The 24,007-nt window shown below is 47.2% G+C and carries 19 protein-coding genes; 6 read left to right on the forward strand and 13 right to left on the reverse strand.

Going from position 1 to position 24,007, the window contains the following annotated elements:
- Positions 1–21: 21 nt before the first annotated feature.
- The 4 genes from upp (at position 22) to VM802_RS11655 (ending at position 3,588) form a co-directional block, all read left to right on the forward strand.
- Positions 22–675, forward strand: coding sequence for a uracil phosphoribosyltransferase (gene upp, locus VM802_RS11640; protein ID WP_325530552.1), 654 nt, complete (start codon positions 22–24; stop codon positions 673–675).
- 191 nt (positions 676–866) lie between these two features.
- Positions 867–1,883: a PorP/SprF family type IX secretion system membrane protein gene (locus tag VM802_RS11645; RefSeq protein ID WP_325530554.1), complete on the forward strand. Its 1,017-nt coding sequence runs from the start codon at positions 867–869 to the stop codon at positions 1,881–1,883.
- Positions 1,884–2,116: 233 nt separating this feature from the next.
- Positions 2,117–2,881, forward strand: coding sequence for an EI24 domain-containing protein (locus VM802_RS11650; RefSeq protein ID WP_325530556.1), 765 nt, complete (start codon positions 2,117–2,119; stop codon positions 2,879–2,881).
- Complete coding sequence (locus tag VM802_RS11655) at positions 2,881–3,588, forward strand: SAM-dependent methyltransferase (RefSeq protein WP_325530558.1); 708 nt, start codon at positions 2,881–2,883, stop codon at positions 3,586–3,588. The genes VM802_RS11650 and VM802_RS11655 overlap by 1 nt, the downstream gene beginning before the upstream one ends.
- A 30-nt stretch (positions 3,589–3,618) precedes the next feature.
- Here VM802_RS11655 and VM802_RS11660 read toward each other — a convergent pair whose 3' ends face one another.
- From VM802_RS11660 to VM802_RS11670, 3 genes are all read right to left on the reverse strand, one after another.
- On the reverse strand, positions 3,619–5,070 hold the full coding sequence (locus tag VM802_RS11660; protein ID WP_325530560.1) for a hypothetical protein: 1,452 nt from the start codon (positions 5,068–5,070) through the stop codon (positions 3,619–3,621).
- A gap of 123 nt (positions 5,071–5,193) precedes the next feature.
- Positions 5,194–5,583 carry a DUF8785 domain-containing protein gene (locus VM802_RS11665; RefSeq protein WP_325530562.1) on the reverse strand — a complete coding sequence of 130 codons (390 nt, stop codon included), beginning with the start codon at positions 5,581–5,583 and terminating at the stop codon, positions 5,194–5,196.
- A gap of 22 nt (positions 5,584–5,605) precedes the next feature.
- A complete protein-coding gene (locus VM802_RS11670; RefSeq protein WP_325530564.1) occupies positions 5,606–6,979 on the reverse strand; it encodes a M20/M25/M40 family metallo-hydrolase in 1,374 nt (457 codons plus the stop codon).
- A gap of 191 nt (positions 6,980–7,170) precedes the next feature.
- Here VM802_RS11670 and bshA point away from each other — a divergent pair, with 191 nt between their 5' ends.
- Complete coding sequence (gene bshA, locus VM802_RS11675) at positions 7,171–8,310, forward strand: N-acetyl-alpha-D-glucosaminyl L-malate synthase BshA (RefSeq protein WP_325530566.1); 1,140 nt, start codon at positions 7,171–7,173, stop codon at positions 8,308–8,310.
- Here bshA and VM802_RS11680 read toward each other — a convergent pair.
- From VM802_RS11680 to porU, 8 genes are all read right to left on the reverse strand, one after another.
- Positions 8,307–9,692, reverse strand: a complete 1,386-nt coding sequence (locus VM802_RS11680) for a murein hydrolase activator EnvC family protein (RefSeq protein WP_325530568.1) — start codon at positions 9,690–9,692, stop codon at positions 8,307–8,309. The two genes, bshA and VM802_RS11680, sit on opposite strands and share 4 nt — an antisense overlap.
- Before the next feature lie 79 nt (positions 9,693–9,771).
- Positions 9,772–11,214 (reverse strand): murein hydrolase activator EnvC family protein, encoded by a 1,443-nt coding sequence (locus VM802_RS11685; RefSeq protein ID WP_325530570.1) that lies wholly within the window; start codon positions 11,212–11,214, stop codon positions 9,772–9,774.
- A gap of 107 nt (positions 11,215–11,321) precedes the next feature.
- Positions 11,322–12,152, reverse strand: coding sequence for a lipoprotein insertase outer membrane protein LolB1 (gene lolB1, locus VM802_RS11690; RefSeq protein ID WP_325530572.1), 831 nt, complete (start codon positions 12,150–12,152; stop codon positions 11,322–11,324).
- A 49-nt stretch (positions 12,153–12,201) separates the two neighbouring features.
- A complete protein-coding gene (locus tag VM802_RS11695) occupies positions 12,202–13,938 on the reverse strand; it encodes a tetratricopeptide repeat protein (RefSeq protein ID WP_325530574.1) in 1,737 nt (578 codons plus the stop codon).
- Between the two features lie 3 nt (positions 13,939–13,941).
- Positions 13,942–14,385 (reverse strand): dUTP diphosphatase, encoded by a 444-nt coding sequence (gene dut / locus VM802_RS11700; protein WP_325530576.1) that lies wholly within the window; start codon positions 14,383–14,385, stop codon positions 13,942–13,944.
- A gap of 26 nt (positions 14,386–14,411) precedes the next feature.
- Positions 14,412–14,900 carry a 2-C-methyl-D-erythritol 2,4-cyclodiphosphate synthase gene (ispF, locus tag VM802_RS11705; protein WP_325530578.1) on the reverse strand — a complete coding sequence of 163 codons (489 nt, stop codon included), beginning with the start codon at positions 14,898–14,900 and terminating at the stop codon, positions 14,412–14,414.
- A 131-nt stretch (positions 14,901–15,031) separates the two neighbouring features.
- A complete protein-coding gene (gene porV, locus VM802_RS11710; RefSeq protein WP_325530580.1) occupies positions 15,032–16,210 on the reverse strand; it encodes a type IX secretion system outer membrane channel protein PorV in 1,179 nt (392 codons plus the stop codon).
- A 99-nt stretch (positions 16,211–16,309) separates the two neighbouring features.
- Entirely contained in the window at positions 16,310–19,717 is a 3,408-nt protein-coding gene (gene porU, locus VM802_RS11715) for a type IX secretion system sortase PorU (protein ID WP_325530582.1), read from the reverse strand.
- A 226-nt stretch (positions 19,718–19,943) separates the two neighbouring features.
- On the opposite strand from porU, the gene VM802_RS11720 reads away from it, so the two are divergent.
- Complete coding sequence (locus VM802_RS11720) at positions 19,944–21,494, forward strand: SUMF1/EgtB/PvdO family nonheme iron enzyme (RefSeq protein WP_325530584.1); 1,551 nt, start codon at positions 19,944–19,946, stop codon at positions 21,492–21,494.
- A gap of 204 nt (positions 21,495–21,698) precedes the next feature.
- Here VM802_RS11720 and bcp read toward each other — a convergent pair whose 3' ends face one another.
- Together bcp and VM802_RS11730 are read right to left on the reverse strand one after the other, a co-directional pair.
- Positions 21,699–22,160: a thioredoxin-dependent thiol peroxidase gene (bcp, locus tag VM802_RS11725; protein ID WP_325530586.1), complete on the reverse strand. Its 462-nt coding sequence runs from the start codon at positions 22,158–22,160 to the stop codon at positions 21,699–21,701.
- Positions 22,161–22,190: 30 nt separating this feature from the next.
- Positions 22,191–23,882, reverse strand: coding sequence for a M23 family metallopeptidase (locus VM802_RS11730; RefSeq protein ID WP_325530588.1), 1,692 nt, complete (start codon positions 23,880–23,882; stop codon positions 22,191–22,193).
- Between the last annotated feature and the right edge of the window lie 125 nt (positions 23,883–24,007).

Here is a 24,007-nt window from a genome sequence, read left to right on the forward strand (position 1 = left end):
GCCGCCTCAAAGGGTAAGTTCATGATAATAAATTTAAGTGAGACCAACTCGCTGGTGGGAGAATGGCTAAGCGAGATCAGAAGTGTGGATGTACAGCAGGACCGTATGCGTTTCAGACGTAATATGGAAAGGCTGGGAGAAATAGCCGCTTACGAAATCAGCAAAACGCTGGAATATGTTGAAAAAGAGGTGACCACCCCAATGGGTATTGCCAACTGCCGTGTGTTAAAGCAACAGCCCGTACTGGCCACCATTCTGCGCGCAGGACTGGCTCTGCATCAGGGATTGCTCCATTACTTCGATAAAGCTGACCACGCGTTTATCTCAGCTTATCGCAAACATAACCACGATGGTTCATTCGACATCAGCCTGGAATATGTGAGCAGCCCCTCTATAGAAGGGCAGGTCCTGATCCTTTCCGATCCGATGCTGGCAACAGGCTCTTCTCTCGTGAAGACTATCGAACACCTGGAAGAGATAGGAAAGCCGAGCCACATTCACCTGGTAGTAGCCATTGCATGTACGGTGGGTATTGAATATGTACTCCGCAATACCAAAGCCAACCTGACCATCTGGGCAGGAGATATTGACGATGAGCTTACTGCAAAAGGTTATATCGTTCCGGGGCTTGGCGATGCCGGAGATCTCGCGTTCGGCAACAAACTACAGCAATAATTCTCTGACTACAGATAAAAGAACAGGATGCCAGTCACTAAGGTACTCAGTACCAGCGCCATGCATCCTGTTCTTTTTATATCAGACACTGCCGGGGATATTTTTATACATGAATTTAATTTGGAATATGACATAATTCGATGTACCTTCACCAAGATTGTGCATAAACCCTATGCTATAAGCTTTACTATATGAAAAGAGCTTTACTACTCCTGACCATATTCCTTTATCTGAGTCCGACTACCCGGGCACAGGACCCTCATTTTTCACAGTTCTTTGCTTCTCCCCTGACACTCAACCCCGCATTTACGGGCTTGTTTTCCGGCGATTACCGCCTGTCAGGTAACTACAGATCACAATGGAGAAGTATCTCTTCTCCTTTTGTAACCGGTACTGCGGCTGTAGATTTCGGCATCCTGAAAAATGTTATTTCGTATACCGATATATGGGGCGTTGGATTAATGGCGATGTATGACCGAAGCGGCGGTGGAGCCCTTACATCTACTTACCTCTCCATGAGTACTGCCTACCACAAAGGGCTTGATCCTGAAGGTAATCACACACTGGCCATCGGTCTTCAGGGAACGCTGGTACAGAAAAGAATAGACAACAGCAAGCTCCAGTTTGAGAACCAGTTTGACAACAATGGCTATAATCCTGCCATTCCAAGCAATGAAACGCTGGTGAATCCCAAGATCTCTTACTTCGATCCCAACATTGGTATTCTTTACAACGGACTTATTGGGGAAGCTTCCAATATTTACTTGGGTGCTTCCTATTATCATATTACACAGCCTACTGAATCGTTCATGAACCTGACACAGAACAGACTCAGCTACCGCTGGACATTACATGGCGGCGGCTCTGTACCGGTGAACGGAAAAGACAGATTCCACGGCAGCGTCCTCTACATGAAACAGAGCACTGCTACAGAATTCACTTTTGGCGGTGCTTACGGCTTTAACCTGGATGATATGGATGATAACCCGGCTACCTTCTATATCGGCAGCTGGTACCGCCTGAAAGACGCCATCATCCCTTATGTAGGCATCGAGATCAAAGGCTTCCAGGTTGGCTTGTCTTATGATACCAACGTTTCTAGCCTGAAACCGGCCTCCAACTACCGCGGTGGTCTTGAAATATCACTTATTTACATTCATACGCGGAACGAAAATAACAAATACAAGACACTCTGTCCCCGCTTCTAGATATTAGGGAATTTTGGGGATTTTGAGATTTTGGAATTTATAAATACAGCGAAGCCCGATTTTGGTAAAACCAGCACTAATTGGGCTTCGCTGTATTTATAAATTCCAAAATCTCGAAATCCCCAAATTCATAAATGATTGAAATAATTTTTGCCTTAGTTTCGTTCATTTATTTAACCGTCTTTCAATCAGGCGATTAAAAGCTATTTTCTGTTACACAAAAAAATCAGGCATTGTTTTCATTCAGAGAAGTACTGGCGGCGATACAGTCGTATGGGAAAGCACACCAGTTCATATTAAAGCATAAGTTGTGGAAGTGGATACTGATACCGGGCATCATATACTGCCTGTTATTTTTTCTTGGATTCTACTTTGTATGGGGATTCTCAGGAGATTTTGTAGAATACCTGACGGGGCTTCTGCACGTTACAGAATGGATACAGGACCGGGAAAGCGGCTGGTTGAGCTTCCTGTTCATACTGGTGGGCTTTTCCGTGAAGATTGCATTTGTATTCTGGTATTTCTCCTGCTTCAAATACCTGTTCCTGATAGTGGCTTCCCCCGTATTCTCCTATCTGTCTGAAAAAACAGAAGCTATTCTGGAAAGACGCGAATTCCCTTTCAGCTGGGCACAGCTCTGGCATGACATAGTAAGAGGGGTCAGGATGTCGCTCCGTAACCTGGTATACCAGACCGCCGCCATCCTGGTCTTGCTGGTAGTTTCTTTCATACCAATAGTAGGCTGGATTACCCCGATGGTGGGCTTTTTCATTGAAGCATATTTTTATGGATTCTCCATGATGGACTATAGCTGCGAGCGTCACCGCCTGACGATGAAGCAGAGTATTGCTTTTATACGCCAGCACCGCGGTATGGCCCTGGGCAACGGCATGGTATTCTATATGTTCATGCTGATACCGGTAATCGGCTGGATGCTGGCGCCATCCTACGCTGTAATAGCTGCTACTATTGATTTACAGGATAAAAGACTGATGTAATGAATACTCCGGGCAAAGTGTACCTGATACCTACTGTGCTGAGCCAGGATGCCCTTTTCAGCATCCCCGCGTATGTTACAGACATCGCAAAACAATTGAAGGTATTTTATGTGGAAAATGAACGCACTGCGAGGCGGTATCTGAAGGCACTCGACAGGAATATCAACATAGACGAACTGCAGCTGTTGCTAATGCATGAAAACCATCCACCTGACCTTGCTCTGGCTAAAAAGCTATTACTGGCAGGATCAGACATTGGTATCATGAGTGAAGCAGGATGCCCCGCCATAGCAGATCCCGGCCACCTGGTAGTGGAAGTTGCACACAGCATCGATGCACAGGTGATCCCTATGATAGGGCCCAACTCCATACTGTTGGCCCTTATCGCCTCCGGTATGAACGGACAAAACTTCCAGTTCATCGGCTATTTGCCCATCAAATCACCGGAAAGAAACAAGGTATTGCGCCAGCTGGAAGAAGAATCCATGCGCAAAAAACAGACACAGATATTCATTGAAACGCCTTACAGAAACAACCAGCTATTAAAAGATCTGCTGGATAACTGTAAAGACCACACGAAAATATGCATCGCGGCAGATATTACTGCCCCCACAGAATACATTAAAACCAAAACCGTAAAGGAATGGAAAAAAGCGCTGCCGGAGCTGCATAAGAGGCCCGCTATTTTCCTGATCTATGCAGGGTGACAGGAGAACTTTCAGTTACCATGCTAACAACTAAAAGGTATACCCCAGCCTGAACTTCACAGGATCGGTACGCGGCACATGCTGATTGTAGAGAAAATCAAACAGGAGCATCATGTTTCCTTTCAGTTTACTGTTGATCTTGTATTTTTTGCTGATACCCAGCAGGGCGCTTTGTGTCCAGGCTTTACCAGCGCCATCCTGTACGGAGGCGAAGTCTGGCTGATAGTTCTGTTCAAAGCCGCCATTGGCAAAAAAGGTTCCTTTGAGCTTCCAGTCGATAAATGAACGGATACCCATGCCCTGACTGGTAAAGCGGATATTATCAAAACCGGTACCCATACCAAGTTTATAGGCCAGACCTACTCCCACGCTACCGTTCTTATGGAATTTATATGCTACCTGTCCTGCGAGATCGCTGGTGGTAGGGAAAAAGCGGTTACTACGCTGGAATTGTATGTTGCTGCCAAACTCCAGGCGTTGCAGGAATGTCTTGCTCTTCATTTCATTCGGTTTGAAATTGGGCATATCCGCTGCATTATCAAGATCGGGGAATTTCTTTTTGAGTTCATCGAATTTACCGCGGGCCTCTGCCATCTGCTGGCTCACCGCCGCGGAGGCATTGGGGCCGCTGCCGATACGCTGTTGTATCAACTGCTCCACCTGCGTGCGGGTTTGCAAGCCTTCCAGACTTTGCGCAGTAGCAGCACCACCGCTCTGAAGGTTGAACAAACTGGCCAGCTGTGAATTCTTCTGCATAAAATCATTGAAAGCAGGCACTTTCTGCATCAGTTCCATTGCTTTCTGCTCAGCTTTTTTCTTATCCTTGAATATTTCCTTATACTCTTTTACCTGCTGAGCATAATAGTAGGCCTCTTTATTCATTTTCTGCAGGTCCTTGGTGAAGCCGGTAAATTGCCCGAGCTGTTCCTTCAGCTGTTGTTTGCGTTCACGTATAAACGCTTTGATAGCTTCTGCCTCTTTCAGTTTGTCCTGCAACGCCTGCACACCTTTGGTGGCATTGCCCAATTTGTCGGAAATACCTTTTGTTTGCTGTAACAGGTCTTTGGAACCTTTCAGGAAGGCAAGTGAATTCTGTAAAGTATCAAGATAACCCGTATAGCCTGAATTGCCCGCCAACGGGAGCTTTCCCAGCTTGCCCTTTAACCTGGCCTTCATGTTGGACAAAGAATCAATAGAACGTGTGAAGAGGTTTTTCGCTGCCAGGGAATCGATCTTCGATAACTTCTCCTGCATGCGTTTTTCCTGTTTTAGAAAACGATTCAGCGCTTTCTCAGACCTGCGGGTCAGTTGCTTGTTAAATTGGTTTGTTTTCTGGCTTACCTGTGAAAGGTACTTACCAGGTATCTGCTCCGCTTTCGCAGGCAACTGCTTCGCATGGGCGACTATACTGTCTTTTGACTGCTGACCAAAAGCAAGACAGTTGGCAAATGAAAGTATGATGATCAGGTATAGGTTATACATAACTCCAACAAAATGGATAACAAAAAAGGGTCAAACTTCGGAAAAAATACAATAATTATTCATTGTCCCCTAATTAATAAAAAAAAACAGCCCGGAAATGCTCCGGACTGCTTCAGTTGAATATCATGGCAGATCACGCCTGTTGCCGTCTGAGATAGAAATCACACTATCTACAATAAACGGACTGTATCCCCTCCAGGGAATCGCGCCCAGATATTCTTGATAGTGTACTTCCACCTGCTTGCCGCTGGCATTCATGAGTTGTTGTGCAACTTTTTCACTGGTCACGGAAAACTGGAATTCGTTCGACTGAATCGTGCCGGCTACCTTGCCTTTGTAGCCAGACTGAATCAGCTTTCCTTCGTAGGTTTTAAATATATAGCCCTTCTCGACAAAATAATTCAGCTCTCCTGCTTTCACACCACGCCCGAATACGAAGTAATATTTATAAAAGAATATTCCTCCTAATATCAGCAGGATAACTGTTATCACGATAAATACAAACCGGCCCATGTTTTTATTTTAAGGATTGAAGTTAAAAATACAAATCAGCCATATAGATCAGGCCGGCCATACCAAATGCCCCCAGTTCCAGTTCTCTTTTATTCACCGCTTCGAACACATCGCCAGCAGCGTGGTGAATATCAAAATAACGTTGAGAGTCTGTATAAAGTTCGAGCATCGGCGTACCAATTGCGGCATGCAACTGGCCAACATCGGTACCTCCGCCTTCTTCTCCCATATCATGCATCCCATATGGTTCAAATAATGGCTTCCAGCTGATCATTTTTGCCTTCAGGGCAGGATCCATCGTGGAAGTAAAGCCGCGCGGTGTGAAGCCTCCCCCGTCACTTTCAAGTGCCAGGAGATGTTTTTCTCCTCTGGTCTTTGCCACCTCTGCATATTTCTTTGCACCGCGTGTCCCATTTTCTTCATTAGCAAACAGTACAACTCTGAGCGTCCGTGTGGGGCGCATTCCTATGGCTTTCAGGGCACGCAGTACCTCAATTGACTGCACGCAGCCTGCACCATCATCCTGTGCGCCTTCGCATACATCCCAGGAGTCCAGGTGACCACCTACGGTAATAAACTGACCGGGATTCTTAGTACCTCTCAGTTCACCGATTACGTTATGGCCAATGGTGTCCTGCAGCATACGGCAATTGGTACGGAGAAACACTTTTGCACTTGGATCATTCTTTACACGGTCACTCAGGCGGTCAGCATCCTGAAGTCCGATAGCAACGGCCGGGATTTTCGGGTAGGCGCTGTCATAAGCCATGGCACCGGTGTGCGGATTGTTGTTGGCACCATGAGACATGGAACGCACAATCACAGCCAGTGCGCCATATTTGGCAGCCCTGCTGGCACCAAATGCGCGGTATATGAAGGCATCCCTGTAAGAGTGAAATGTTTTAACGTATGTAGGATTGAAATGATAATTGTAGAAAACGATCTTTCCTTTCACCTGATCTTTCTTTGCTTCCAGATCATCGAAGGAAGCTACTTCCAGCACCGGAGCGGTAACGCCTGCAGAACCGCTTCCTACAGAGTTACCCAGCGCTAATATATTAAGCGGCGGTATAAAATCTCTGCGGTTGGAGATAATACGCGCTTCTTCTTTGGCGCCACGTACCCAGTGGGGTACAAGGCATTCCTGCAGATATACGGTGTCGGCTCCGGCGGCTTTCAGGGCCTTAAAACCCCATTGTTCTGCCTTTACCATCTGGGGAGAGCCTGCCAGGCGGGCCCCCACCTGTTTAGTGAGTGTACGGAGGTTTTCATAAGCAGTGCTGTGCGTCAGCACTTCATCAGCAAGGTGCCTTAAAGCCAGGGAGTCCTGTTGTTGAGCGATAGTGACTGTTGGCAGGGAACAGGCAAGTACAATTGGCAAGAGGAAATTTCTCATATAAGCGGTTAAATTTGGAAATAAAACTAACTAATTGGCAGTGTTAATACAAATAACAAATAAATGATGCTGGTTTTCTGCAATTCCGAAATTCGTAGTTACCTTCGTTGTGGTAAAGTAATTAAGCTGGCAATGGCAATCCGAAAATTGCTTTTTACTTTACACTTTCCGTTTTTGCTAAAAAATAACACATGCGTATTGGAATAGTATGTTATCCTACATACGGTGGTAGTGGTGTACTGGCCACAGAACTGGGCAAAGCCCTCGCAGACAAAGGCCATATGGTGCACTTCATTACTTACCAGCAACCTGTAAGACTCAATGCGTTTCACGCGAACATATATTATCACGAAGTACAGGTGCCGACCTACCCTCTTTTTGATTTTCCGCCTTACGAATCAGCGCTCAGTAGCACGATGGTGGATGTAATCATCAACCAGAAACTTGACCTGCTGCACGTACACTATGCTATACCACACGCTTCTACGGCGTATATGGCCAAGCAGATCGTAAGCAAGCAAGGCAGAGTGGTTCCTTTTATCACCACCCTCCATGGTACAGATATTACCCTGGTAGGTAAGGACAAAACCTATGCACCGGTGGTTACCTTCTCCATCAATGAGTCGGATGCCATCACGGCTGTATCAGAAAACCTGCGCGATGAAACGTACAAGTATTTCCAGATAGAGAAAGACATCTCTGTGATCTACAACTTTGTGGATACACAGCGCTTCCGCCGCCGCGAGATGCCACACTTCAGAAATGCTATCGCCCCCAACGGCGAAAAGATATTACTGCATGTCTCAAACTTCCGTAAGGTGAAAAGAGTTCCTGATGTAGTAAAGGTATTTGCTAAAGTACGGGAAGAAATGCCCGCTAAACTGTTGCTGGTTGGCGATGGACCGGACAGACCTACTATCGAGTGCTTGTGCCGTGAACTGAAGATCTGTGAAGATGTAAGATTTGTAGGTAAACAGGAACAACTGGAAGATGTAATGTCTATCAGCGACCTTTTCCTGCTGCCATCCGACTACGAGAGTTTTGGTCTCGCTGCCCTGGAAGCCATGGCTGCACAGGTTCCGGTGATCTCCTCCAATGCTGGTGGTTTGCCTGAAATCAATATTCCTGGTGAAACCGGTTATATGAGCCCTGTTGGCGATGTAGATGGTATGGCAGCCCATGCCATCAGATTACTGCAGGATGATGCGCTGCTGGCGAAGGTTCGTAAAGGCGCGCTGGCACAGGCGCAACGCTTCCATATTGATAATATTATTCCACAATATGAAGCTTTATATGAGCAGGTGTTGCAGAAACAGGCGCAGTTGCTTTAACGCCCCCTGATCCATCTTTCAGGGTTTTGCTTCGTCATGTTGCGATAGATCTGTAACTCTATTTCGCCATTACTGCTGCCAGGACCTGATGCTGCGTAACCCAATACCTGACCGCGTTTCACAGCAAGGCCCTTTCTCACCTTAATATCCAGCAGGCGTACGTAGTTGGTAAAATATTTTCCGTGGCGCAGGGTAACCATATATCCTGCGCCCGGTACCATAAACGTCATAATCACTTCTCCGTCGAAAATTGCTTTTACCGCCGCACCTTTGGAGGTAGCGATGATAATACCGTTATGTTCCACTTCAATCTTGCCGATGTTACTGGTGCCGAAGCGGCCGGTAATGCGGCCAGCGTCCACCGGCCAGGGCAGCCTGCCACGGTTTGACTCAAAATCTCTTGACAAGGAGAGCGCTTCTGGCGTGGCTACCAGCACATCTTCGTTAGATACGGTTTTTGTTTCCGGCTCATCTTCAGGTTCTTCTTCTTTTTCTTTTACTTTGGGCTGGGGTACTTTTTTACCATGCGCAGCTTTCTTCGCCGCTGCCAGAGCCCTTTTACGGGCAGCCTCCTGCTGCTGGCGCCGTTTGATCTCCGCCTGCTTCTTGCGGGCACGCGCTGCTGCCAGCTCTCTTTGCCGCGCGGCCTCTATCTCACGGCGGATAGCATCCTGTATGGCTCTGTCCACCTGCCTTGCTTCTGCCCTGCTTTTATTGATATTCTGCTGCAGCGCTTTTTCTTTTTCCTGCAGCTGCTCGATCGCCTGATCTGTTTCTTTTTTATCTGCCAGCAATACAACCCGTTGCCGTTGTTCTGAATGCAATGCACCAGCTTTTAGGGCACGCTGTGCTTCCAGGCTTTGCAGCTTCTGTCCCAGCAGCGCTTTTGTCGACAACAGGTTCTCAGCCTGACGCCGCCTGCTCTCCCGGTATTGGCGCAGGTATTGATAACGGCGCAGGGCGTCATTGAAACTGGTAGCGGAAAACAGAAAATTCATTACATCGTAGGAGCCGCTGGTTTTATAGGCATATACAATGAGTTGCGCATATCGTGCGCGGAGCGAATCAACTTCCTTCTCCAGCGTTTGTACGTTACTGTTAGTATTGCTGATATCTCCCTCGATGAGGTTTATTTCTTTGTTGATATTGCCGATAAGCGCAGTGCGGTCTGCAATCTTTTGCTCCAGCTGTTTTTGCAGTCCGATGTTCTGGCGGGTGGATTTCTTGGTAGCCTGCAATGAGCGCGTGGCTTCCTCAATCTCTTTCATCAGTTCCTGCTTTCGCTTCTCAAGCGCTGCGCGCGACTGGCCATTGCTGCGTTGTGCAAACAACACGGATGGCAGCAGCCATAGCAGCAATAAAATGGGGATCAGCTTTATCAAGAAAATGGTAATTAGGTTAGTATGCTGGAGAATCAGTTACTAGCTGTCAGCAGCTAACAGCTAATAACTGATTCCTTGTTTATCTTCTCCGTATCCACTGTTCCGGGTTCTGTTTATTCACACCTTTCCAGATCTGTAATTCCACTTCGCCGGTGTTTTCCAGATCATTGACACTGGCGGTGCCTATTACCTGTCCGGTCTTCACATTGTCTCCTTTTTTCACACGGGTTGTTTGCAAACGTACATAGGTGGTAAAGTATTGTCCGTGGCGGATAATAATCACATATCCTGATCCGGGCATCACTACTACAGATTTCACTTCTCCGTCAAAGATGGATTTAACAGCACCACCCTTATTGGTGGCAATCACGATACCATCAGACGGAACAGTGATATGCTCCATTACTGCGTGTTGGTGAATACCGAAGTGTTCAATAATATTACCGGCGTCTACTGGCCAGGGTAGTTTACCGCGGTTGGCTTCAAAGCTCTCAGACAGGGCCAGCGCTTCCGGAGTGGCTTCCAGTACGTTTTCAGTACGGGTTACCGGTTTTTCTGGTTCCGGTGCTGGCTTCGACGGTTCAGGTACAGGAGGCGGCGTAGTTTTTTCCGGCGCCGGGGTAGCATTGCTATTGTTGTTCTTCGCAGCAGCAGCAGCGGCAGCTTTGGCTCTTTCCGCAGCAGCGGCCAGAGCGGCGGCTTTACGGGCTTCTTCTTCCCTGCGGCGTTTCTCTTCTGCAGCTTTTCTGCGTGCAGCCTCTTCTTCCATAGCCTTACGTCTTGCTTCCTCAATCTCACGACGGATTACCGCACGGATCGCCGCCTGCACTTTCTGTGCATCTTTGTTGCGCTGGTTAATATCAGTCACCAGTTCCTTTTCGCGGCCTTTCAGTTTATTGAGTACTTCGTCTTTTTCCTTTTTATCTGTTTCCAGTATGGAACGTTGTTCCTGCTCCGTTTTCAGCACGTCTGAACGTTTGGTGCGCTGCGTTTCCAGGTTCTGGATCTTTTTATTCAGCTGGTCTTGTGTAGAAACGATGTTATCTGCCTGTCTGCGACGGTACTCACGATACTGCTTCAGATACTGGAACCGTTTCACCGCATCGTTGAAGTTCTGTGAGGAGAACACGAAGTTCATCATATCATAGGCAGAGCGATTCTTGTATGCATACACGATAAGCTGCGCATATTGCGCTTTGAGGGTATCCAGGTCTTTCTGGAGGGTTTTTACATCACGGTAGGCGGTATTAATATCCCCGTTGATAAAGATGATCTCTTCGTTGATATTATTGATCAGGCGGGTACGCAGGTTAATCTTATCACGCAATGCGCGCAACTGTCCCAGGTTTTCCCTGGTAGTTTTCTTTGTTTCTTTCAGCTGCTGGTTGGCTTCTTCAATCTCTTTCTGCAATTCCTTTTTTCTGCGTTCCAGCTCTTCCCGCGACTGCTGGCCAGCGTTCTGTGCAGCCAGTGTTACCGGCAGCAACCAAACGATCAATATCAACGGGATAATCTTCTTCAAATACAACATGACTATTTTCGGTGATTGCAATTAAATATCAGATCTCTATATAAACGATAAATATACAACGTTTATTAGTTTAATGAAGATGACATTTGGAAATACCATTACATCCGTTTGTAGCTGGAAGGCATACTAAACGGGAAGTTTACAGGCACATCAAAATCATACCTTGTAAAATCCAGCGCTATCCGGGTTACACTTTTTTCTTCAATAAATATGCGGCGTATAGTGGGAAACTTATGACCAGCTACCTGTGCATAATCGCCATAAGTGAGCTCGCAGGAGCGCTTGTTAGGATTGGTGCTGTCTTTATCCATCACTTTACTCTGCTGCAGACCATAGTCATCTGCAAACACATTAAACAAGCTGATAAATTTATCCTGTTCACAGCTGAAAGATATGATGGATGGTGTTTTCACCACCTGAAACACAGAGTCCGTAAGATATACAGGATTCCCGATCAGGAGGTCCTGCAGGGTTTTGAAATCAAAAGGGATATTGAGTAGCTGTTCTGCGTCAGACATCTTCCGTAAAAATAATTCCTTATCAAGACGGTTATACAACTTCAGGCTGTCTGGTGTAATCACTGCACGTACCACTTCATCAATGATGGGAGCGCTCACAGAAATCCAGATGATACTGTCTTTCCGGATACGGATGTTAGCGGTAAGATTGTTATGGCTTTTTTTATCATTCTCGAAAGCCAGTTTCATGCGGCCGGAGAAAGATTTGAAATCGATGTTATGCTCTTTGATTCCTTTCAGCATCTCTCCTACCATTCTTGTTCTTTCTTCATCAGTAGTAGAGTCGCGATGGGCGGCTACCCTGGTGGTATCCGTTGCCGGAAAAGTATTACGTGCCAGTTGTTTGGGATGATGGCAGGCGACCATAGCCATGCCGATTATGCCTATAAAAAAAACCAGTGTTTGTTTCATCTTTCAGCTTTTAGCAGACAGGACCCAGCGATTAAAAGATCCTGCGGCTCTATTGAATATACTTTTTCTCCGCGATCTTGCGGGTAAGGCCTACAGACGTAGCGCCCTTTTCTTTGGCCAGTTGCCAGTATTGTACAGCTTTCGTTACATCTTTAAGATTGAAGAGAATGTCTCCATAATGTTCCAATACATTAGGATTCTGCTGTGCTTCCGGATACTGAAGTGCTTTCTCGATCCATTGCTTTGCTTCCTCGAATTTGTCCTGCCGGAACAGTACCCATGCATAAGTATCCATGTAGGTAGGGCTTTCTGGCTCTATCTCCAGGGATTCCTTCGACATCTGAGCGGCACGTTCCAGATTCTCTCCGCGTAACGATAAGTAATAACTGTAATTATTCAGTACCAGTGCATCTTTCGGGCGTATCAGCAAAGCATGCTCATAACTGCTGTCAGACTGCGCGTGCTGGCCTATTGCATGATATGCATCTCCCAGCAGAGAGTAGATGTCTGCGTTGAACTTCCTTTCGCCATTGCCTATTTCCAGGGCAGTATTCAGCGAACTGATAGCAGCAGAGTATTGCTGTAACAGGAAGCTGGCCACTCCTTTGAAATAGTAGCCCATAAACTCTTTCGGGAACCGCTCCGTCACAGTATTACTGAGTGCCAGCAATGCTTTGGGATCTTCTTTGCGGGAATAGATCCACATCATCTGATACCATACAGAGAAGCGGGTAGAATCAAGGCTCAGTGCTTTTTTATAATTCTGTTGTGCACTGTCCAGCATATCAGCCTGCGAGTACATGTCGCCTCTCAGAGCATAACCTTTGGCGTCATCGGGATGCGCCTTCACAATGAGGGAAGTCAGCTGCAAACCGTCATGAAGCTTGGTGGAGTCCAGCTGTGTCATTTGCAGGTACGGATACACATAGGCGATCTTTTCGTCAATGCTGTAAGTCGAATTGGCGAAAGATCTCGTCAGATACTGCCAGTACCCTGCCGTATTGCCGGCCTTCTTTTCATAACCAGCCAGTGCTATCAATGCACGTGGATTGTCAGGATCCCGTGCGAGTATGGTATCATATATTGCTTTTGCTTCCGGAATGCGGTCGTTGGCGTCATACACCTCCGCAAGGAGATGATAGTAACGGGTTTCCTGCGGGTTGGTATTGATAAGCTTTTGTATCTCAGCAGCAGCTTCATCCACCAGGCTCATCTTCAGCAGCAGTTTCTGTTTCTGGTATACCAGCTCTTCTACCACGCCAATTTTATCTTCCAGCTGGTTCAATACGACCAGTGCTGCAGCCGGTTTATTAGCCTTCGACAATAAAATCGCCCTGTTGAAAAGATAATCATCGTTATCCGGGTATTTAGTGCTGAGCTTACCAAAAACAATAGCAGCACTATCGAACTGCGCATTCACTGCATAAGCGTCTGCGAGGGTTACCTGAAACCAACGGTTACTGGTGTCCATAGCAGCAGCACGGCGGGCGAAACTTAGCGTTAATGGCAGGTTCTGGCCTTCCAAAAACAGTCGGGCCATCTCATAATAAACGGTAGCGTTGTTCTTATTCAGCCGTAGGTAGTCTGAATACTGGGTCAGGGCAGTGCGATAATCGCCCATCATCTTGGAGCGCTGGGCGGCAAAGAAAAGGCTATCGGCCCGCTGTTCGAGAACAACGGGATCTTTGACAGTAGTGCCTTTCCTCGTTGCTGAATTTTTCGCACCGTTGCATGCTCCCATCAAAAATAAACCAGCTAGTCCTATAACGGTGAAGTGTATACGCATTTATTATGATTTACCGGTATGACCGAAACCTCCGCTGCCTCGTTCTGTATCAGACAGTATCTCCACGGGCTCCATCACCGCCTGAATATAAGGCGCGATGATCATCTGTGCGATCCGGTCACCGGGTTGTATAGTTTGTGGTTCGTTGGATAAGTTAATCAACAACACCTTGATTTCTCCTCTGTAATCCGCATCTATCGTGCCAGGCGTATTGAGCAGGGTGAGCCCCTGTTTCAATGCCAGCCCACTCCTCGGACGCACCTGAGCTTCATAACCAACTGGCAGCTCCATAAATAATCCGGTTGGCACAAGCGTTCTTTCCATTGGTTGCATCGTAACAGCAGTTTCCAGATGTGCGCGCAGGTCCATACCGGCGGATTGTGGTGTTGCGTATGCCGGTAGTTCATTCCCGGACTTATTGATAACTTTTACAATAACTTCAGCCATTAAACAAAGATATTTTTAAAAATGCGTTATTGCTTTATTTTCTCCAATAAAACTGTGGCATAAGCCATTACGCCTTCCTGGCGGCCTACAAAACCCATCTTCTCAGTGGTAGTGGCCTTCACAGATACATCTTCCACACCTATCCTCAACCGCTCTGCTATTACCTCTTGCATCTGCGGTACATAGGGCTTTATTTTCGGCGCTTCCAGGCAGAGTGTGCTGTCTACGTTCACTACATGGTAGCCCTTCTCTCCAATCAACTGTGCGCAACGCGACAGCAGTATCTTGCTGTCAATATTCTTATAGGCATTGTCTGTATCAGGAAAATGAACACCGATGTCTCCCAGTGCCAGGGCCCCCAGCATGGCATCGCATATTGCATGCAACAGCACATCAGCATCACTGTGTCCCAGTGCTCCCTTATGGTGCGGCACCAGTACGCCTCCCAACCAGAATTCGCGTCCTTCAACCAGTTGATGGAAATCCACTCCCAGGCCAATACGTATACTGCTCATATCTTAATTTCTTTTAAACTTTTTTTGCCAAGCCGCAAGGTACTTATTAAATATAAAATCCCTCCGTGAAAATACGGAGGGACTTTACGGAAATTATTTAAACGGTCGTGAAGAGATGTAGTTATGCTTACTTAAAACCCTGTTCTGTTTTCATCATTTTTGCTGCCGCCCAGGTCAAAGGTTACAGAGAAGCGGAGCGTGTTGGACAGCGGGTTACGCTGTGTTCCTGAACCAGAAGGCACCAGGTACGAGAAGTTGAGACCGTAAATATCATATTTGATACCGATACCGGCTGTAAAGTATTTGCGGTTGCCCTTATTCTTGTTCTCGTAGAAATAACCTGCTCTTACTGCAAACATCTGGTTATACCAGTATTCACTGCCAACTGAGAACATCAGCTCCTGTAACTCTTCCTTAAATCCACCAGGTGCGTCTCCGAAGGAGCTAAACATTCCTTCCAGCGCGCTTTTGGTCTTATAGTTACCATTGCTGTCCGGAGTAGGCACCAGCAGCTTGTTGATGTCCAGTGCAAAAGTGAGCTGGTTGCTTTCGTCCAGTGCAAAGGTATAAGCGCCTCCCAGCGCCAGGTTGGTAGGCAGAAAGTCTTTATTCTGCGCAGAGCTGGTGTAGGAAATTTTTGTGCCAATATTGGAGATAGACATACCCAGGTTCAACTTGTTGGCTGTACCATTGTCCTTTTCATAATCTTTGGTATAGAAAGCAGAGATGTCTGCGGCAAATGCCTTACCAGGCCTGATTACCACTCCACCGCTGGTCTGGCCTCCAGCGAGGTTGGAATAGATATACCTACCGGTAAGACCTACAGAGAAATGTTCAGACAATTTACGCGCGTAACCCGCATCTATCGCGAATTCACGGGGACGGAAATCACCCAGGTTGGTATTATCGAAATCACGGAAATTTATTGTGCCCAGTGAAAAATAACGGAGAGACGCCCCGATAGCCTGGAATTCATCCAGTTTCACATATCCACTTACATTAGCCAGGAATACATCGTTGACCAGTTCTTTCAACCATGGGGTATAGGTAGCAGAGATACCGGCTTTACTGTCAGCAAACGGCAGTTTGGAGAGGTTCCAGTAAATAGAGTTGGCATCCGGCGATATCGCCACACCAACATCTCCCATAGCACCACTGCGGGCATCGGGCGTTATTCTGAGGAAGGGAACAGCTGTGTTAATGATATTCCTACGACCATCGAGCTGACCGGTAGAAACTTGGGCTGAGGTTTCTAAACTAATGAAAGTACCAGAAATGAGCGCGAAGCTCAATATCACCTTTCGGATCATGCAATGTACGTGTTTTGATAGGGTGTAAAAATAAGCTTAATTATCAATATCAGTAAGGGGTCGATATGGGACAACAGTAAAATCTGCTCTATGCATAGGTCATAATAGTACCATTTTTCCACCCTTCACCCTGGTCTTACCATTGCTTTTAATAATTAACCTGTAAAAGTAAATGCCTGCCGGTAACCTTGCGCCAGTATCTCCATGTCCATCCCAGGGGATTCCTTCAAAACGGCCCGTTCCGGGAAATATTGTGTTCCGCATTGTCTTCACTAACCTGCCATCAGTCGTAAAAACCTGCAGATCCACATCCAGCTGCTGTTCTGGTTGATTATGCACAAATGAAAACTTTGTGGCGCCCCGGAATGGGTTAGGGTAATTCACTACCTCTTCAACGGCAAGATCTCCCGACTCGGCGACCTTAAAATAAATGCTCGTTACAGTGGAATTATTGTAGGTGTCCCAAGCCTCTACAGTAATCTTATGATCTCCGACAGATAACCCCCTCAATAGGAAAGATACGTTTCCTTTCCTATAACTGTTCAAAGTTGCTTCAAAATAATCATTTAATATGAAATAATCACCATCATCCAATCTTGCAGTAAGATTATGTGCAGGGTTATTTCCGGAGATATTGATACCGCTGCTATCTGCCAGATCCAGTATCAGCAAGGGATCCGGACTTGTAATATTGCCATTGCTGAAGCTCCGGCTGTCGAGCCATGCTTTTACATCCGGGCCGGTTTTATCTGCAGGCGCATCTATGCGCTGTCCCGTAGCAGTGAAGCCTTCGAAAGCTCCGTTCCCGTCTGTCTGATCACTATACACATAATAGCTGATACGCCCTGCAGCAGTACCTGTTGCTATGTCCTGCGGCACAGTGAATGTAACAGTGAATTGCCCGTTAGCCACTGACTGCTGCCCCTTAAACAAAATGTTCTGCTGCAGTGTATAAGCGGCCGGCTGGCTGCCGGGGTCATTGCCCCTGGTTCTGAATGTAGCTGGTTTATCATATACCACTGTTGAGAGCGTACCGCTGTAATCCTTCAGGGGACGGCCCTGCGCATCTGCAATATGCCCCTTGATGATACATTGCTGCAGCGACTTCAGTGTATCCGTTTCCGTTATAGCGGCCTTTCCATTTATACTATCAGTTATAACGCGATAGCGGGGAAACGCCAGTGTGAGGGCCGGATCACCAAGTAGCTGGAACTTGCGGTTATTAATGATATCACCCGAAGTGCGGTAAGTATTGTTCTTAGCCTGTTGTGCAGCCGCGCCCAGCGAAAGCCGGCTGCCATCAGCCTGCGGTGTAAAGGCAACTTTGAGGTAATTGCTGTTGCTGATACGGTTGGCATTGGCGAATACTGCGCGCGTGGTGGTCATCAGCGCAATGGCCCCGTTGCTATGTTGCAGCAGCACCTGCTGTCCCAGTGAGTTCACTGCAGGATCGTCGAAGGGGGCAAAGTCACAGGTAGCTGTTATAAACAGCGGTAATCTGTTCTCATTGCGCCAGTCTGCAATAGATGCGGCATCCATCACCGTTTCATCCGCCAGGCGCAATGTACTGCCATGCCCTGTGTAGTTCAGCACCAGCGTACCTTTATTGATCCGCTCTGCTATTGCCTTATTCACTTGTGGAGATTTCTGACCGGTACCAGTTGTTTCCTGCGGATAGGCATCCACATAAATTTTGTTGATCTCGGGATGACGATCCATACCCGCGAGGATACCACTGAGGTATTCTGCATCATTAAAGTGGAGATTATTGTCTTCATCATCTGCCAGGAAGGTAAACTGGTTGCGCCAGGTACCGAACGACGGTGGCTGACTGTAACGGATAATCTTATCAACGGCCTGTACCGCCTCTGCGTTACTGCGTACCGGCAGCCGGCCGATGCCTATATCCAGCAGGTTCGGAATATCATTGCGTGTAATATCTTCCTTGTCGTCCAGGAAGCCAAAATAATCGTCAGACACATAGGAATGAATGGCATCCAGCGAAGCCTCACTCTGCCAGGATGGAACATAATTGGTATTATTCTTTACACGGTCACGGTAATCATAAGAGGCAGCCCCAAAGAGCAGCAGGTAACGGGGCTCAGGTTCACGGTCGAAATACATCTTTACAAAATCACGCAACGCTGTGGGATCAGGAGATCCGGAGGAAAATTCATTGTATATCTGCTCCATGGTAGCTACCAGTACAGTGAGCTGATCATGTGAACGATGCCAGGATGCCAGTCTTTCCGCCTGCCCGCGCAGGCTAGTTACAGTAACAATGATCAGATCAGCACTGCCGGCTCCGTGAAGATCCTGGTTGCGCACCATGCCGCCAGGAAGTGGCCGTAACGCTTCTCCGCTGTTGAACGCTACAAACTCCCGAAGCTGATCGCCAGGACGTGTAAACAGCAGGGAATCGCCCTGCTGGCTCTTCTTTACAGCCACCGGGCGCAGCGGATTTGTCACATCCCATAGCTGCGTTTGTCCCTGTACGTTATACAACGCATATTGAATACTCTTTCCCTTACTAACGGCAGCGATACTACGAAAAATCAACGGAGCGGTAGCAGGCTTCACCAGGCGGCAGCGGGCCTGTACTTCCAGATAATCAAGCCACCCGCGGGAGTTGATGTCGCCGGGGGCAAAATCCACCTGCACATCCAGCGCCTGTTGTCCGGCATTTACAGCTCCTGTGGCTGATGCAGCGGTAGCCACATCTTCAAATATGCTTCCACCCACCGGCAACAGGTATACGCTGGCGGCGGCAGCCTTATTGATGCTTACATTAAAATTGCAGCCTGTAGCACTGCGGGCAGCCGCCCGGATGCCGATAGTCACCGGCCCGGCCGCCGGAGCTGGCAGGCTAAATCCATAGGTACGGCTGTTACCCAATACCTTACTGAACTCCTGTCCCCACCACTGTTTACCGCTGTTCAGGAAATTAATACTGTCCCGTTCATGGAAGGCCAGAAAATCAAAGGCATCTTCACGGGTATCGGGTATCAGATCGGCGTTATCCTGCTCTATCCTTGCACCATTACTGCCTGTTGTAATAAAATAACAAGCACTGTCACTATAGAGGTTGCGCTGGTGAGAATATCCGGGCAGCAAAGGGTTATAGGTCCATTGATGTGGGCCAGGGGCATAAAACAATATATAGTCGTTTCCGTTAAAATAGCCGTCTCCCCCGTCGTCTGCAAAGAGCGCCACTTCCGGCAGATCGTCGTAGCGGGGCGCTTCATTGGGTTCCGGTAGCATGCGGCCACCGGTTCCATGCAGATGTATTGCTGAAGTAGGAAGTTGTTGTGTGTTGATGCCAAGACTGTTCAGCAGGGGTACATCAATCCGGTATATACCGGGAGCAGCGGTGAGCAGCTTATACCAGCTGCCTTGCTGTAAAACGGAGTGCTGACTGTATTTTCTTTGTCCCTTCTGTGCTGCGGCTTCCTGACGGGTTACCAGGAAAATTTGCAGGACAGCAAGAAAAATATAAGTTGGTTTCATTATCTTGGTTGCCCTTCTGAATGGCATTCAAAGGTACCCGTGCAAAGTAGAAAAAATATAACATAAATAATTAAAATATATTACTTTCTTTGTCTTGACGGGGTGAGGGATTGTCATGAGAGACAGGAGTTGTGATGTGACAATTACAGATTAATTTTTTTTGCCATAAAATAAAAAAGATTACATTTGCGTTTACTGTAAATATAATCGACTAAAGCTGTATCGCATGCGTAGATTAACCTCTTTATCATTGCTCGCAGGTGCCGGCATAATGCTATCCATGACTGCCTGCCACAAAGATGGCGGAGGACTCTTCGGAAAAAAGAAAGAGGCCTCTTCCGCTACTGGCTGGAACTATAACGACCAGAAGATGGGCGGGTTTAGTGTGGCCAAAAACAGGAACCAGACAACCGGTCCCGGCCTTGTGTTTGTACAGGGTGGTACTTTTGCCATGGGTGCTACCGAGCAGGATGTAATGGGCGACTGGAACAACATTCCACGTCGTATTACAGTTTCTTCCTTCTACATTGACGAATCTGAAGTAGCCAACGTACATTACCGTGAATATCTTTACTGGCTGGCCCGTGTATATAACGAGTCCTTCCCTGATGTTTACCGCAATGCATTACCGGATACCCTGGTATGGCGTAGCGAGCTGGCCTATAATGAGCCCCTGGTAGAATACTACTTCCGTCACCCGGCATATAACGACTATCCGGTGGTAGGCGTTACCTGGAAACAGGCGGTAGATTACTGTAAATGGCGTTCCAACCGCGTAAACGAAAAAATGCTGATGGACAAGGGGCTGCTCTCCAAAGCAGATATCACCACCCAGTCAGACGATAATACCTTTGATACCAAAGCCTACAGTGCCGGCCTTTATGAAGGTACTCCGGGCAAAATGTCAAAAGGAGCCAAAGACCAGTTTAAAAATGCTGACGGTACTCCCCGTCCTGCCCAGTTTGAAGATGGTGTGATGTTACCAAACTACCGTCTCCCGACAGAAGCAGAATGGGAATATGCTGCCCTGGGTTACATCGGTCAGAACCCTGGTCCTTCCAAGAAAGAAGGTAAACACGGGGAAGAGCTGATCATGAATAAACAGGTTTATTCATGGGGCACCAACACCAGCGGTCTGCGTGATATCCGTCGCGGTACCATGCAGGGTCAGTTCCTCGCCAACTTCAAGCGTGGATCTGGTGATAACATGGGTGTGGCCGGTGGTCTGAACGACCGTGCGTCTATCCCTGGTCCTACCCGCTCCTTCTACCCCAACACATTCGGCATCTATAACATGTCCGGTAACGTAGCAGAATGGGTACTGGACGTTTACAGACCGCTCAACCCGATTGATGGGGAAGACTTCAACTACTTCCGTGGTAATAAATTCCAGACTGTTTATCAAAACGAAAACAAAGAGTTTGAAAAAGACAGTCTTGGTCACCTGAAAATGCGCGATGTAACAGATGAAGAAAGCGCCAACCGTCTCAACTACCAGAAAGGTGATGTGATCAACTACCTCGATGGTGACACGCTCTCACAGGTAGAGTATGGTTACGGTATTACCTCTCTTATCAACGATAAATCACACGTGATTAAAGGTGGTAGCTGGAACGACCGTGCCTACTGGCTTTCACCCGGCACCCGCCGCTATATGCAGGAAGATATGGCTACCAATACTGTAGGCTTCCGTTGCGCGATGGACCGTGTGGGCAGCCCTGAAGGTAACAAGTTCAAAACAGGTAACCTGTTTAAGAAACAGCGCCAGAAACGTTAATGGTCCACTTGTAATTATAATTTAAAAAGGCCGCCCCTGCTGTTGCAGGGGCGGCCTTTTTATACCGGGTAATAAACTTATCGTCTGAGGTCATCCTGGGTTAGGAAAGGCGTATTCCCCTGAAATATCACCAGGCTACAGCCCCGATCAGTACAGGAATACAGGAGTATAGGTGGACTTGATCCGGGGATGATCCGGATCAGATTATTTCCAGAGCTCAAGGATCTCTTCCGTATGCGTTTTACTGTGAGGCTTACGGATGATATGATCGATTACCCCCTTTTCATTGATCAGGAAAGTGGTCCGATGGATACCATCAAATGTTCTTCCCATAAACTGCTTCTCTCCATATACCCCATACTGGTTAACGATCGTTTTATCCTCATCGGCCAGCAGTGTAAAGGGCAGATCAAACTTGTCTGTGAATTTTTTGTGACTCTTTTCTGTGTCGTTACTCACGCCAATCACCACATATCCTTTCCTGGTAAGCGCCTGATAGTTATCACGCAGATTACATGCCTGTGTAGTACATGTTGGCGTATTATCTTTCGGATAGAAATACAATACCACGCGTTTACCTTTGTAATCCTTCAGCGACACTTCTCTGCCGTGCTGATCCCTGGCCTTGAACACCGGGGCTTTATCACCTTCCTGTAATTGGGTCATTATAATATTTTTTTTAGATGCTTTGTATTATCAGCGGTTGAACACCAGTCTGTATTGTCCTTCGTTGCCGGCAACATCCGTTACCTTCATTACCAGTACATGCCTGCCCGGACCGCAATGCTCATCAAATGTATAGGTGAGTACATTTCCTTTGCGGGAGAACATCAACCATTTACCATCCAGCTCGCCGCGGAAATCTTTGATACCACTCTGATCATTCATCGCAAAAGAGATTTTTGCAGCCTTGCCCAGATTGGCGCCAGGCTTTGCTCCCAACGGAGTCACCTTGGGCGCAGTGGTATCCACTTCGAGGTGGAAGTTGCCGAAATCCCTGAAGGTGCCTTTGTACCAGCCATCTTCCAGTGTGGTGCCAGATACGCTGCTTCCCTCACCTTCACGCATCATCACAATTTTTGATTGCAGATAAGAAGGTACATTACGGGAAGGCTTCAGGCGCACACTGAAATAGTCGTGAACCGGTACCAACGCAGTATGCAGCCTGTAGGTGTTGGAGTATCCCTTAGGGCTGGTGGCCGGGATCTCCACATAGTTGAAGCAGATATGATCATACAAGGCAGCTTCATCAAGGAAGAATTCCACCTGGTTATTTTCGAAGATATTACGGGAGTTCGGATACATGGTATTGGCGCAGGATCTGTCGTCAGCAGGAACCGTGCTTTGCTGCAATGCGAGCTTCACCGTGGATGTATTACCGTATGCATCTTTCACAAGCAACTTTACATCATGTACCTGTCCATCTCCGAGGTTCACCGTACCATCTCCTTTATCTTCATGATAGATGTCCAGTTCATTGCCTGGAAGCGGAAAAAGCAGCTGTAGATAAGGGCCACCGCCTTTCTTCACTTTATAGTCGATATGGGCATTCAGGTAACGTGTTTCTTCGTAACCTATATTATCTAGCTGGAAACTAATATCCTTCGTGCCGTTCTGCAGCATCGTCACTTCATAGATGCCATAAGTATTGGGCGCAGTGTTCATTCTGTCTACCGCCTGGATAGCCAGTCCTGCTTTATTTGCTCTCACTTTGATTACCGGCTGGGTGGTAATGTATTCGCCCCCTGCTTTCTTTACGGGGATCATCAGCGGTTGCTGTTCGTAGAGACTTCTGTCTCTATCGTAAACGGCTATACGATAAACATCTGGTGCGCGGTTATCACTAATATCGAAACCGAAGAGCAACCCGTTCAGCGGCTTTTCGGTCTGGGTATTTCTGATCTCAAAATGCAGGTGCGGGCCTGCGGAGCCTCCTGTATTACCACTCCAGGCAACGAAATCGCCCTTCTTCACCGGAAAGAGATCAGGCGGAATGGTGAGATCACTGGCCCAGCTTTCAGCTGCATATTGCTGTTTCTTCACATAGCTCTGCAATGCAGGAAAGAAACTGTTCAGATGTGCATATACGGTAGTATAGCCGTTGGGGTGAGTAATATAAAGCACGTTGCCAAAACCGGTATGAGACACGCCTACACGGCTCACATATCCATCTGCAGCAGCATGAACTGCGAGATTCTCCCGCTGCTGGGTCTTAATATCCAGTCCGGAATGGAAGTGATTGGGCCGTAATTCCCCAAAATTGCCAGCCAGCTCTATAGGAATATTCAATGGGTTCCTGAAATAGCCCTGTGGATAATTCTTCTCCGGGATCGATTGCGCCTGTAACAACTGTGGTAGTAAGCAAAGTAATCCAATGACTCTCTTCATAATATGCAAATGTAAGGTTTCTGAATATTTTGGGATTTTGTTATGTGGTTATTTAGTTATTTAAAATGCAGCGAAGATGGTATTTTGTTCCTTTAACCAATTTTAATCTTCGCCGCATTTTAAAT

Origin of the sequence: Chitinophaga sp. (genome assembly GCF_035538455.1) — a bacterium.
Taxonomy (GTDB): domain Bacteria; phylum Bacteroidota; class Bacteroidia; order Chitinophagales; family Chitinophagaceae; genus Chitinophaga.